Source organism: Veillonella nakazawae, from assembly GCF_013393365.1.
In the GTDB taxonomy this organism is placed as follows: domain Bacteria; phylum Bacillota; class Negativicutes; order Veillonellales; family Veillonellaceae; genus Veillonella; species Veillonella nakazawae.
The window spans coordinates 342,408-356,176 of sequence record NZ_AP022321.1 but is presented as its reverse complement, the minus strand read 5'-3'; the positions used below and the strand labels follow the sequence as shown (position 1 = coordinate 356,176).

At 36.4% G+C, this 13,769-nt stretch carries 10 protein-coding genes; 1 reads left to right on the top strand and 9 read right to left on the bottom strand.

Annotated elements, in window-relative coordinates; translation table 11 throughout:
• Positions 1-19 precede the first annotated feature (19 nt).
• On the bottom strand, positions 20-1,006 hold the full coding sequence (gene trpS / locus VEIT17_RS01455) for a tryptophan--tRNA ligase (protein ID WP_060923857.1): 987 nt from the start codon (positions 1,004-1,006) through the stop codon (positions 20-22).
• A 58-nt stretch (positions 1,007-1,064) separates the two neighbouring features.
• Positions 1,065-2,897: a glutamine--fructose-6-phosphate transaminase (isomerizing) gene (glmS, locus tag VEIT17_RS01450; protein WP_178884418.1), complete on the bottom strand. Its 1,833-nt coding sequence runs from the start codon at positions 2,895-2,897 to the stop codon at positions 1,065-1,067.
• Between the two features lie 537 nt (positions 2,898-3,434).
• On the opposite strand from glmS, the gene VEIT17_RS01445 reads away from it, so the two are divergent.
• Complete coding sequence (locus VEIT17_RS01445) at positions 3,435-4,832, top strand: hypothetical protein (RefSeq protein ID WP_178884416.1); 1,398 nt, start codon at positions 3,435-3,437, stop codon at positions 4,830-4,832.
• A 104-nt stretch (positions 4,833-4,936) separates the two neighbouring features.
• Here VEIT17_RS01445 and VEIT17_RS01440 read toward each other — a convergent pair whose 3' ends face one another.
• The 7 genes from VEIT17_RS01440 to glmM form a co-directional block, all read right to left on the bottom strand.
• A complete protein-coding gene (locus VEIT17_RS01440) occupies positions 4,937-6,418 on the bottom strand; it encodes a YeeR family protein (RefSeq protein WP_178884414.1) in 1,482 nt (493 codons plus the stop codon).
• Positions 6,419-6,450: 32 nt separating this feature from the next.
• Positions 6,451-7,161, bottom strand: coding sequence for a YaaW family protein (locus tag VEIT17_RS01435; protein WP_178884412.1), 711 nt, complete (start codon positions 7,159-7,161; stop codon positions 6,451-6,453).
• A 414-nt stretch (positions 7,162-7,575) separates the two neighbouring features.
• A complete protein-coding gene (locus tag VEIT17_RS01430) occupies positions 7,576-8,430 on the bottom strand; it encodes an IS3 family transposase (RefSeq protein ID WP_242013294.1) in 855 nt (284 codons plus the stop codon).
• Positions 8,394-8,963 (bottom strand): transposase, encoded by a 570-nt coding sequence (locus tag VEIT17_RS01425; RefSeq protein WP_241670381.1) that lies wholly within the window; start codon positions 8,961-8,963, stop codon positions 8,394-8,396. Before VEIT17_RS01425 ends, VEIT17_RS01430 begins: the two co-directional genes overlap by 37 nt.
• A 75-nt stretch (positions 8,964-9,038) precedes the next feature.
• A complete protein-coding gene (locus tag VEIT17_RS01420; protein ID WP_178884410.1) occupies positions 9,039-10,364 on the bottom strand; it encodes a coiled-coil domain-containing protein in 1,326 nt (441 codons plus the stop codon).
• Positions 10,365-10,379: 15 nt separating this feature from the next.
• Entirely contained in the window at positions 10,380-11,852 is a 1,473-nt protein-coding gene (locus tag VEIT17_RS01415; RefSeq protein ID WP_178884408.1) for a hypothetical protein, read from the bottom strand.
• Positions 11,853-12,275: 423 nt separating this feature from the next.
• Positions 12,276-13,631 (bottom strand): phosphoglucosamine mutase, encoded by a 1,356-nt coding sequence (glmM, locus tag VEIT17_RS01410; RefSeq protein ID WP_178884406.1) that lies wholly within the window; start codon positions 13,629-13,631, stop codon positions 12,276-12,278.
• Positions 13,632-13,769 lie beyond the last annotated feature (138 nt).

Below are 13,769 nucleotides of genomic sequence, written 5' to 3'. Positions count from 1 at the left end.
GAAAGTCTACTATATGATTTTATTTACGGCACAAGCCCATAGCTTGCTCTACTTTACGATACATTTGACTTGCTTTAGCATGAGCTTTAGCAGCACCTTCATCGAGAATAACATCGAGTTCAGGGCTTGTAATCAACTCATTGTAACGTTGTTGAATTGGCTCAAGAGTTGCTACCAATAGGTCTGCGATATCGGATTTGAAGACGCCATAACCTTTACCAGCATACATTTCTTCGATAGCTTCATAGCTGTCTTTTGTGATAGCACGGTAAATGCCCATCAAGTTAGAAATGCCGGGTTTGTTTTCTTTATCATAACGCACCGCGTTATCAGAGTCAGTTTGAGCGCGTTTCAATTTTTTCACGATCAAGTCTGGTGCATCCAAAAGACGAATTGTAGCATTTTGGTTATCATCAGATTTACTCATTTTCTTAGTTGGCTCTTGTAAGCTCATAACGCGAGCACCACCTTCGCCTACCTTGATATCAGGTACTACGAAAGTTTCGCCAAATCTACGGTTAAAACGCTCTGCCAAATTACGAGTCAACTCAAGATGTTGTTTTTGGTCCTCACCTACTGGAACATAGTTAGTACCATATAACAAAATATCTGCCGCCATCAATGGTGGATACGTAAGCAACGCAGTAGGAATAGAGTCACCTTGCTTTTGAGACTTATCTTTGTACTGTGTCATACGCTCTAATTCGCCAACATAGCTGATAGATTGCATAACCCAACCGAGTTTAACATGCTCAGGCACTTCGGATTGCACAAATAATGTTACCTTTTTAGGATCGAGGCCAACAGCGAGGTATAACGCAGCCAAATTACGAGTATTTTGGAATAACTCTTTTGGATCTTGCGGTACAGTGATCGCATGTTGGTTAACGATGCAATAATAACATTCATCAGTATCTTGATACTCTAAGAAATTACGTAAAGCCCCCAAATAGTTGCCAAGTGTTAATTCCCCACTTGGTTGGATGCCGGAAAATATAACTGCCATAATAGTCTCCCTATATTGAAATAAACCAACAGTGCCGAAGCACTGTTGGTTATATATATTATTCTACGGTTACAGATTTAGCCAAGTTACGTGGTTTATCTACATCTGCGCCGCGTGTAATCGCTGCGTAGTACGCCAATAATTGCAATGGTACAACCGCAAGGATTGGAGCGATGAATTTATTTGCACGAGGCACATAGATTGTATGGTCTACGTGTTTAGATAATTCTTCGTCACCTTTCATACCAATACCGATTACAACAGCTTCACGAGCTTTTACTTCACGGATGTTGCTGATCATCTTATCGTACACATCTTCTTGTGTAGCCAATGCGATAACAGGTACGCCTTCTTCAATAAGCGCCAATGTACCATGTTTTAACTCGCCACCAGCATATGCTTCAGCATGGATGTAAGAAATTTCTTTCAATTTCAAAGCACCTTCCATCGCTACTGCGTAGTCGATAGCACGGCCCAAGAAGAACGCATCAGATTTGAAGCCATAATGTTTTGCAAAGGCTTTCATATCTTCGTCTACTTCAAAGATTTCATGAATCAATGTAGGCAAGCTTTTAACACCGCAAAGGATTTCTCCGCCTAAAGCCGGATCCATTTTACCATTTAATTGGCCAAGATATACAGCAAACAACAAGCCTGCTACTAATTGAGTAGTATACGCTTTTGTAGACGCTACAGAGATTTCAGGACCTGCCCATGTGTACACAGTGTTATCTGCTTCACGGGAAATACTGGAACCTACTACGTTTGTAATTGCCAAGGATTTAGCGCCATGACGTTTAGCCTCTTTCAAAGCAGCCAATGTATCGGATGTTTCACCAGATTGACTGATAACGATACATAATGTTTTATCATCAGTCAACGGATTGCTATAACGATACTCAGATGCAATTTCCACACTTACTGGAATGCGCGCCAAGTTTTCAATATATTGTTTTGTTACAAGACCTGCATGGTATGCTGTACCACATGCAACAATGAGGATTTTGTTGAAAGCTGTTACATCGTCAGCTGTCCAGTTCAATTCCTCAAAGTGTACAGTTTTACCATCTTCGGAGATGTGTGTACCAAATGTATCGCGAACTGCTTTAGGTTGGTCATGAATTTCTTTCAACATGAAGTGTTCATAACCACCTTTTTCAGCAGCCTCTGCATTCCAGCTTACGTGGAATACTTCTTTATCGATAGCATTACCTTCACGGTCAAATACGGATACATTATCACGAGTTACGATAGCTAATTCACCATCGCTCAAGATGTATGTATCACGTGTGTAGTTAATGATTGCTGGAATATCGGAGGCAACGAAGTTTTCCCCTTTGCCAAGACCGATAACCAATGGATTTTCTTTTTTAGTACAAATGATTTTGTCTGGCTCATCAGCACAAATGATTTCAAGAGCATACGCACCGTCAACACGAGCGAGCATGCGGCGTACAGTACTTACGAAATCGCCATCGTACATATCCTCTAATAAATGAGCTACTACTTCTGTATCAGTTTCAGATTTGAAATGGTACCCTTTTTCGATGAGCTCTTCTTTTAAAGGCATGTAGTTTTCAATGATACCGTTGTGAACAACAGCAAATTTACCATCTTCAGATGCATGAGGATGGGCGTTCATATCGGATGGACGACCATGAGTAGCCCAACGCGTATGACCAATACCTACAGTCCCTTCATTAGGATCTGCTTTTACAATCGCCTCAAGATTAGCTAGGCGGCCAACCTTTTTTTGAATTTTAATTACATTTTCAGGGCCAATAACAGCAATACCTGCAGAGTCATAACCACGGTATTCTAATTTCGCCATACCGTCCAATAAGAAATCAGATGCTTGATTAAAGCCAATGTATCCTACGATACCGCACATAAGTATATCCTCCTATAACTGGGGGTATTTCTAGCCCCAGCCAAAAACTAAGGCTAATTAATGTTCTAGATTAATGTTCTAGATTAATGTTTCAATTATGTATTAATTATTACTTTAATACAATTCATTCAGATACACTTTGTCTCCATTGTTACCAATGGGCTTTTTAGTATCTGTTACGACATGAATGTGCCGGAAGAGCATCCGCTGATTATTCGATCACTCTTCACCTCGTCTACCCTAACGACTGCCTTCGCGGGTACTTGCGCTATTCGCTCTTACGAATTGTGAAACTCCTTTCTATAAGATACGGCAGATCTTTAAAGTATACATCGTATACCAATCTATATTATACGTGATAATGAATGGTGAAAGCAAGACATCCTTATCGACATATCTAAAAATCACGATTAGTATTTCTTTATAAATCCCATGTGTCATTCATACTATTTTCACAGATAATTACTATACTTCTTACAATCTTAATTTTACACAATTCGATTTTATCGCGCAATAAATATTTGGAGGTTATTATATATGACACATTCACGTAATTATAGAACTTTAAGACGTCTCATCCTGCCTGCTTTAGCGGGCGGTGCCCTTGCAGCACTAGCCTTTGCCCCTACATTTGGGGCAGAACCAGTACAAACTAATGTTCCTACCCAAAGCATATCAGCGCCTAAAGGCGATGCACCTAAAGCTGATGTGCCTAAAACCGATGTACCTAAGGCTGATGTGCCTAGACCTGATGATGTAAAGACAGGCGAAATTAATGAACCAACGCCTCATAAGGAAGCTAATCCTAGTACTTTCACAGGTACATCTGTTATTAATGAAAGCAAAACATTCGAACACCAACGATTTGATAATACTACAAGCGACCAAAATTCTTTCATCGGCAAAAACAAAGCGACAATCACCATTAATAGTAGTGTATTTGATAAAACAGGCAACACCACTAATGATGACAACAGTAATTTCCACGGACAAAACGCAGTAGTGCTCGGCATCGAAGGCAGCCAAACAAGCATTAAGGATAGTAACATCACCTCTAATAGCATTGGATCTAATGCAGTATTTGCCACTGGTGAAGTCTCTGTGATCAACGTAGAAAATACTAACATCCACACAAAAGGCGACTCTTCTCGTGGTCTAGATGCAACCTATAAAGGCACTGTAAACGGTAAAAACCTAACTATCACTACTGAAGGTGCTCACTCCGCAACCCTTGCTACAGACCGTGGTGAAGGCACTATTACTGCAGAAGCAGCTAAGCTTACAACCTCTGGCACAGGCAGTCCTGTTATCTACTCCACTGGCAATATTACAGCTAACAATGTGAACGGCGTGGCCAACAAGAGTGAAATTGGTGTTGTAGAAGGTAAAAACTCTATTACCCTTACGAACTCTAATGTAACAGGCTACCACGATAATGGCTTTATGCTTTACCAAAGTTTCTCCGGTGATGCTGAAAGCGGTATTGCTCGTTTAAAAGCGGAAAATAACACACTCACAACTCATGGTACAGGTGCGTTCATCTATGTAAACAACACCACTGCTGAAGCAGACCTTACAGGCAACACAATCTTAATGCCAAACACTACTACACTGGTGAAAGCTGCGGCAGACTCCCGCTGGGGCAAAGACGGTGAAAACGGCGGGCACCTCACACTCCGCGCATCTAACCAAGAACTTAGCGGTAACATCGTAGCCGACTCCATCAGCACTGTCGCACTAGACATGACTAATGGATCTAGCCTTGTAGGCGCTGTAAACACAGATAACACAGCTAAAGAAATTACACTGAAACTCAGCAAAGACTCCACATGGACACTTACTGGTGATAGCTATGTAAAATCTTTAACTAACGAAGACACAACAGGCAGTAACATTCACTTGAATGGATATAAACTTGTTGTAGCTGATAAATAATTACAACTGAATTAAATAAACAGATACTTGTTTATTCATCCAGCCAAACAAAAAGAAAGCATAAGATACGCTAAATCTCATGCTTTCTTTTATTTATGGAGACTCTAAACTGCGGGTTCAAGATTCTCTAAAATATTAATCATTTTATCAGCTTGTTCTTCTTCTGTTGGCAAAATAATTACTTTACGCTTAGTAACAATCTCATTAACTATAGGTTCCATAAACTTATAAGCAAATGCAGCTCTATCAGACTCAGCATACATATCCTTGAGTAAACTGCTATCGATTATACCATGTAAGGAATCAGCTAACGCTTTACATTCCGCTTCATTTAATAAATAATCAGTTGCTAAATCTTTAAATACATTCTCAATAATTGCTATCATTTCTTTAGCATCATCTTCTATTATAATATCCGTTATGCTAGAACTAACTTTATTAGCTGTACTGCCACCAACAAAAGACCCCAATAAACCACCAACTAAACTACCTATTGCAGTCCCAACTCCAGGCACTACAGACCCAATAGCCGCTCCTGCTGCTGCACCACCACTCCATCCAGCAACACCACCAGCAACAGACGCACTGGTATTCACAAGATTTTTAACTAATTGAGCCCCCGAGATACGCCCACGGAAAATATTTACAACATCTACACTAGAAAGAACAACAACGGAAGCAACGCCAGTAACAATATTATTACCCAACATTTTTTGTGCGCTCTTCATTGCAGCAGCACCATAAATATTACTTCCACTTCTAAAAGCATTTACTAAATGTGCCGATGCTTTTGGCCCAATGAAATCAATTATACTCTGTGACATCCCATAAGCTAAAGAATATCCACCTGCTTTTACAATTTGACCTGCTAATACAGCAGTAACAAAACTCTTTGCCCCAACATCTAACCCACTAAGCAAAGCTTGTTCTAAAGCTTCATCAACATCTTTCCCATCCCAAACAGATACCGCAAAAGTGATTGCAGATGTTATACAAAGTGTTTGCGCTGCTATAATACTACCATTAATCGCATCATATTTTAATGAATCTACCGTACCAGCTTTTGCTATATTTTTAGCTTGTTCATATGTATAGTGACCTTTTCGAACTATATTTGACGCCTCTTTTGGATCAGTTACACCTGGTACTTGTCCATTTTTAATCCGATCTTGCATTGCTTGTATCGCACTCTCATATTGATCGGAAGGCACTTCGATTTGCATTGGTTTTCCTTCTGCATCAAAGTATCTAAACGTCTTATTTTCAAAACACTCAGCTATGCTTTTCGATGCGCTACTACAATACTTAGTTTGTATATATTGATTATCGACTAACCGATCTGCACCATTTTTTAGATTATCATCACCTACAATTTTTGCATTCTTACCAGAAATCACATCATACTGATGATTAGCTCGCTCGGCAGCAAAACCATGTCCACGAGATGCATTAAATTTCACTTCCCCATAAAGCGTAGAAGCATTACTCACATTTCCAAATATCATCCCTGGTATTTCACTATTTTCAATATTATTAGAAGTATTTTTTCTGATAGACTTTCTTTTATATGTCTTTTTTTTAGTCATCTTCTATCCTTTTTTAGCTATAAAACGAATATCTAATAGTTACTACTATCCATTTTTCTATATGCTGCAATGAGAATGGTACAAGGAATAATAACTCTATACGCTGGTCCCGCTATATCATAAATAGTCCATAACGCAGTCAAAATAATTCCTATCGGACCAACTAAAACCGACAATCCTCTAGTAATACCCGCATTTACAGCTAAACTCAATCCCCGTCCTAAAATTGCTTTAGCAATGGCATTAACAATAATTAATGTGATTTTATATGATGCAAATCCACCGGCTCTAAACACTTGAATTAACATAGATGATGTTATCCCACCAATTGAGTTAAAATCAATATTATCAATATCATCCTTCAAATCCGATAATAGTGCAATTCGTTCAGATTGAGATAATTTTTCCCACATGTCCTTTATTATAGATTCTAATAGTAATTCTTCCATAACCTCTACCGAATCAGAAGAATGGAAATCAACCTTACATTGTTTCAATACTTTTTCTAGGATTTCTCTATAAGTATTTGGACCAGAAAAAATACTAGTAATGGTATTACTACCAAAATCTCGATATTCTTTTTCAATTCTATGCCAATATTTAGAATAGTTTTTTCCATATTCCTTATAATCTTCTGATGCAGATAATGTCTCTGTAATTCCACCCTTTTCAATTAGCGTATCAACAAATACTTGTAATTGTTCCTCAGGTATTTGGGCCATAAATTCAAGATTTCGATCCATAAGAGCTCCTTTTACTTTAACAATCGGTTCTCTCTTAATAGTTCATGAATAATTCATGATTTACTCATGAATTAATTATAATTTACATTAATATCTTAGTCAATGTCCACCTATTTAAATGAGTCAATTCTTCCACATGCCTAAACTATAGATTTAATCTCAACTACGCTAAATTATATAGAGAACATACTACTTCATATTAAAATTATAGACTAATGATGATAAAACTCAGCAAAGACTCCACATAGACACTTACCGGCGACAGCTATGTAAAATCCTTAACTAACGAAGACACTACAGGCACTAATATTCATTCGAATGGGTATAAACTCACGGTGAGTAATAAATAATATAAACAACAGAAAAGGCAACGTCAATTGATATGTACCCATTTTCCTGGACACATATTATTTACTAGCCTAAACACATGGATGCTTCCCTGTATTTCACAGGGGGCATCCATTTTGTTTTTGCTTGAATCCTTTTGTTATTGTAATAGTTAATGTATTCTTCTATCGCTGCTGCAAAAGCATTAAAAGATGAATATTCTCTCTCAAAACCATAATATATTTCCGTTTTCAATCTACCAAAAAAGGTTTCCATCACAGAGTTATCATAACAATTTCCTTTTCGAGACATAGATTGAATAATACCATGTTCTTTAAGTGTTCTCCTAAAGTACTTATGTTGGTATTGCCATCCTTGATCAGAATGGAGGATTAATCCTGAAAGATTAGTAAACTTCTTAAATGCCTTATCTAACATACGAGAAATTTGTTCTAAGGTAGGACTTAATGCTAAGTCATAAGCAACAATCTCATTCGTATTCATATCTAAAATAGGCGACAAATAGCATTTTCCCCATGAGAAATTAAATTGAGACACATCAGTAGTCCATTTTTGTAATGGTGCAGTTGTACTAAAATCTCTATTGACGATATTTTCTGCTACCTTACCGACTTTCCCTTTGTAAGAGTGGTACTTTTCTTTCGGTCGCTTTCCTGCGAGCCCCATAATATGCATAAGTCTTTGCACTCGTTTATGATTGACTACAAAGCCTCGATTAAGAAGCTCTTGATATACACGGCGTACACCATACCGACCTTTATGTTCTGTAAAAATCTTTTGAATTTCATCTTTTAGCTCTGTATTTCTTTTATCTACAAGATCTACTTTAGTAAGTTCAAAATAATAGGTAGATTTGGACATTGGCATAGCTTTCAAAAGATACTTTAGTTGATAGCCTTGTTGGCGGAGCATTTTGATGATCGCTGCTTTTTCGCCTTGAGTCGCGCAGCCTCTTTTTCTTCTCTCAAGGCAATCTCTTTTTTTATGACTTCATTTTCAGCTTTAATATAAGCATTTTCAGCTCGTAAGCGAACTAGTTCCTCATATTCACTTTCTTTGAGCTTTCGAGGTGAGATAGTCTTAGGTACTTTCATTTTGCAATCCTTTGGTGGTCGTCCTTTAGGTTTATTTATAAGACCATTGTATCCCAAAGTTTTGTATTTATGAACCCATTGATACAGCTGTCCAGTATTAATTCCAGCCATAACAGATACAGAACGTATGGATTTTCCAAATAATACTTGGCATACTAATTCATATTTCTTCTCTGGAGACCAACGTTGATTATCTATACGATGCTTATTGATTTCTGGACCATTAAACATTTCTTGTTTAGCCCATTTTCTTATTTGATCATGAAAAGTATGCGGCAATACTCCGGTTGGTGTCTCTGGCCATTCACCTTGATGAAATAATTCAATTGCTTTTCTTTTAAATTCATAACTATATCTCATGAAAATACCCCCTTTACTGGTTGTCCAGTAAAGGGGGTACATATCAAATTGACGTTGCCTTTTTACATAATTATTTTACTTATAAAAAACTATGACACTTACTAGGATATTTAATATTAAAAGTGCAGCTAAAATATAAAAACTATTCTTCGATGCTTTAGAAGTAATAATATTATTAACACTTAAACTCTGTGTTGAAAATAATTCTTGATGTCTATTCAATTCGTCTTTTAGCTCAAGAATCATAGATTTATTTAGCTCACTATGAGCTTTATTAGAATTGTTTTCTTCAATTAATGATGACAATTCTTCTTGATACTTAGTTAGACTATTTTGAATACCAAGAATTATAGATTTATTACGCTCATGACTTTCTTTATTCGCATTATTCTTTTCAATTAATGATGATAGTAGCTCCTGGCACTTATTTAAATTATTTTCTAACTCATGAATCATGGACCTATTTTTCTCATTACTAGATTTATTAGCATTGTCCTCTTCAATCAATAATGCAATTCGCGCTTGATACTTATCTAAATCATCTTTCAAGCCTAGAATCATAGATCTATTATTCTCAATACCAACCTTATTAGCGTTATTTTGATCAGCTATTTTAGAATCTAACTCATCTAATATATTTTTACAATTAGCTTCATTTAAATCAACCTGACAAAGTATTTTCTCAGTACGTTCAATATTGTTTTCTAATAGTGCTCTACAATCTAAAAGTTGTTGAATTACCCCCTCAGTCTTTTGATCTAATATATTTTTATCAGTATCTAATACTATCAAACTATCATTTATATCTTTTTGGCTTTTCTTTAGAATTTTAACCTCGTCTTTTAATCTAGCTAGCTTTTTTTGTAAGTCTTCTTGCTCTTTTAATTGGGTTACAACACGGACTAACTCATTTCTGGCTAAGTTAGAAATTTCCTTTTCAGATGCACCTTTTAACCTTAACTCAATTTCTCTAACCAAACTTCTATTAGTAGCAATATTAGATATCCCTAAACGAAATAAACTATATGAAATATTAGTTAATCGTTTTTGATATTCGAATGTTTTTTTATGTGCATCACTAGACTCTTCCAACGCCTTAGCAGTAATAATTACAGCATTTTGTAATTTTTTTATGGCTTTATCTTTGTCTAGACTTTTCCAAATAAGACCACTCTTTATTCCGTTCTTTACATTATTTGCTTCTTTGACAGCGGTCTCAGCAGCTTCTTCGGCCTCAATAATATGTTTTTCTAAATCATTTAATGCATCTATCCTTGTAGTAATTAAATCCGATAGCGATTCTTCAGTATATTCTGGAGTATCAATGTTTACCATTTGATCTGTACCAGGTTCAACCTCATGAACTTCAGCTGTAATATCAATTGTTTCTACTTCGCTCATTTTCATTGATTATCCTTATTCTAAAATCTCTAATAATTGTGCTGTTAAACCCGGATTACTATGATCTATCAGTTGTGAATATCCAGAAATATTATTCATCGAAGTATTTATTAATTCCCACTGATTTCTATAATATCCTTCAATTTCAACTGCTTTATTTTCCAACGCACTAATTGCTTTCTCAACAGACTTTGCCTCTATAAACACATCTGCTTGTTTATAGAGTACAATTGCATTTAAGTTATATAAATACTCCATCTGTTTCTCTAAAAAACTAGTTTTTGTTGATTCTAATTCTAACCCCATTTTAACATCCGAATAACAAGCTATCGCAAAGCGACCTATACCAATAAAATTAACTCGTAATATAAAACTTTCCCAAAACGCAGGATTTATTGTCCCACCAGTCTTGATGGCACTTCTAACTCCCGCATCTAACAGATCAACTGCGGTAAATGTTCCTGTCGCAATGGTTAACATTCTATTAATTGACCTATTGTTATAGGGAATTATTTTTTTCCAATTCAATTCACGTATAGAGTCATGCTGTTTTAACTCATTGTATAGTCGACGTATAAAATATGAACCTCTAACTATTACTTCATTAATTATTACTGGTACTGCTTGTCGACCAAGTTCATGTAAAACTGCTAATTCTCCTCTTAAATCAAATCTATCTTTTGTGTATATTTTATGTAGTAATTTTGATAAATTGGTATTTTTTATTAAAGGTAATCCTGAAATTTCTTTTAACATAGAAACTATTGGTCCAGGTATACCCATTCCAGCCCCACTAGTCTTATTACTACCAGACATATCACTAATGAGATGGAAAAACCAATTTATCGTTCCAGCATAAAATTTATGAACGATATCGTGGCCTATAAGTTCTCCATCATCAGTTATTGTGATAGGTATAAATTCTCCCTCAGAATTACTATAATATGCTTTTTTTGTAAATTGTGTAAGAATAGAGAAAAATAAGCCAACTATTGTGGGATGATGTGCTAAATCATCTAAATGATGACTTTTAGGAGTTATGCCTACCCCTTTTCCTTTCCAACTATTATCACTTGGAATTTTAAAATTATCCTCTAAATACTTTATAGCACCATTTAGCCGATCCCCTTTATATCCTTGACTCTTCGCAACCTTCATAACAGTGTCGTTGACTTTCCTATTACTCCAAGCTTTGCCTCTCTCATACGAAAACTCTCCTACCCACAAACTATCAATTATGGCCGCTATAACACCACTACTGACTGCAATAATATAATCAATATTATCACTATTATTACTCAATCTTTCAATTTCAGATTTATACTCATCAAGCTTATGTAACAACACTTCTTGTTGTATCTCTAATTTATTTAAGGAGGTTATTATTCTATCTCTGCGTTCAACATCCTCAGGTAAAATATCAAATAAATCTATTCTTGTGAATTCTATTTTTAAATCATCATCTCGAATCAGTAGTGATTTATCCATATGCTGCCCCCTATATATGTATGATAGACTCGAGTAACATATCCCAATAACAGATATCACTCTCTTTATCAATATTAATATCTCGCTCACTCAAAATTCATATTATTTTCATGATAATTAGATGAGTCAATTATAAATCTGTCTTTAACCCCCGTCAATTAAACAATAATAAGAATTATGTTATCTTTGTTTAAACCAATATGAATACTCCTTAATTTAATATCACTTATAACTGGATATATAGTGTATAAATATCGGCTTACTAGTGACGAATCCATTCGGCAGTCATCTAAAACACATACAAAGAAAATGCCCACCTATATATGTTCCTGCAGCGACTTTACGTAGGACGGAGCAAAGGGACATATATTGGTGGGCATACGCCTATATAAATTTGTAGAATGGATTCAAACGGAGCAGATATTAATTAGCAGCGAGGCCTTGTTCTCTACCGATAATATCAGCAATTTCTTGGCATAGTGCTTGTAGTTCTTCTTGGTTAGGACCTTCTGCCATTACGCGAATGAGTGGTTCTGTACCAGATGCACGAACTAGAACGCGGCCTTCATCACCAAGTTCACCTTCTGCTGTCACAATAGCTGCTTTGATAATATCATTGTCTTCCCAACCTGTTTTTGTAGCAACACGAACGTTGATAAGAACTTGAGGATACTTAGTCATAATGCCAGCTAACTCAGAAAGTGGTTGGTTTTTCTCTTTCATAAGAGCCGCCACTTGAACAGCTGTTAACATGCCATCACCAGTTGTATTGTGATCTAAGAAGATTACGTGACCAGATTGCTCACCACCAACGGAGAGGTCATGTTCACGCATGTATTCCAAAACATAACGGTCACCAACAGCAGTAGAAACTGTTTTCATTCCTAGTTCTTCTGCTGCTTTATGGAACCCAATATTACTCATAACAGTACCAACTACAGTATCATCTTTGAGTTTGCCTTCTTCTTTCAATTTAAGAGCACACAATAGCATGATTTGGTCACCATCGAGAACTTGACCTTTTTCGTCTACCAATAAGCAACGGTCCGCATCACCATCGTTAGCGATACCAAGGTCTGCATTGTGTTGTTGTACAGCCACTTGTAAGCCTTCAATATGTGTAGAACCACAGTGATCATTGATATTCAAGCCATCTGGATTTACGTTGATGTTGATTACTTTAGCGCCAAGACCAGATAAAATTTCAGGACCTACGCTAGATGCAGCACCGTTCGCACCATCATATACGATAGTCAAACCGTCTAAAGATGTATCAATTGTGTGGCGAACAAAGTGAGCGTAGAGATGAGCTAAATTGCTATTGTACTCAATGGTACCAATGCCATCACCCGTAGGACGTGGTAATTCATTATCTGCACTTTGACGAACATATTGTTCTAATTGATCTTCTACTTCATCTGGCAATTTATAGCCATTGCCATCAAAGAATTTAATACCATTATCTGGATATGGATTGTGAGATGCAGAAATAACAGCACCTGCATCAAAGCCTTGTTGACGTACAAGGTAAGCTACTGCTGGAGTCGGTATAACACCGGCAATTACAACATTGCCGCCAACAGAGCAAATACCGGATGCTAACGCACTTTCAAGCATAGAGCCAGAAATACGCGTATCACGACCAATCAAGAATGTAGGATGGTCTTTTTCTTTACCAAAATATGTAGCCGCTGCACGGCCTAAATGATAGGCTAATTCAGGTGTTAAAAATTCATTAACAACACCACGTACACCATCTGTACCAAATAAACGAGCCATAATTATCCTCCTCTAGGGATTGTGAAAATCACAAGTCCTTATATATTCACTGTTGTGTATTATATCACAATATATACACTACACATATATATCCTATACAGATATAGTATTTTACAGTACCAAAATGAACCTATACTG

Coding starts and splice junctions, on each gene's coding strand:
- trpS (WP_060923857.1), bottom strand. CDS start 1,006: ATGGCAGTTATATTTTCCGGCATCCAACCAAGTGGGGAATTAACACTT.
- glmS (WP_178884418.1), bottom strand. CDS start 2,897: ATGTGCGGTATCGTAGGATACATTGGCTTTAATCAAGCATCTGATTTC.
- VEIT17_RS01445 (WP_178884416.1), top strand. CDS start 3,435: ATGACACATTCACGTAATTATAGAACTTTAAGACGTCTCATCCTGCCT.
- VEIT17_RS01440 (WP_178884414.1), bottom strand. CDS start 6,418: ATGACTAAAAAAAAGACATATAAAAGAAAGTCTATCAGAAAAAATACT.
- VEIT17_RS01435 (WP_178884412.1), bottom strand. CDS start 7,161: ATGGATCGAAATCTTGAATTTATGGCCCAAATACCTGAGGAACAATTA.
- VEIT17_RS01425 (WP_241670381.1), bottom strand. CDS start 8,963: ATGAGATATAGTTATGAATTTAAAAGAAAAGCAATTGAATTATTTCAT.
- VEIT17_RS01420 (WP_178884410.1), bottom strand. CDS start 10,364: ATGAGCGAAGTAGAAACAATTGATATTACAGCTGAAGTTCATGAGGTT.
- VEIT17_RS01415 (WP_178884408.1), bottom strand. CDS start 11,852: ATGGATAAATCACTACTGATTCGAGATGATGATTTAAAAATAGAATTC.
- glmM (WP_178884406.1), bottom strand. CDS start 13,631: ATGGCTCGTTTATTTGGTACAGATGGTGTACGTGGTGTTGTTAATGAA.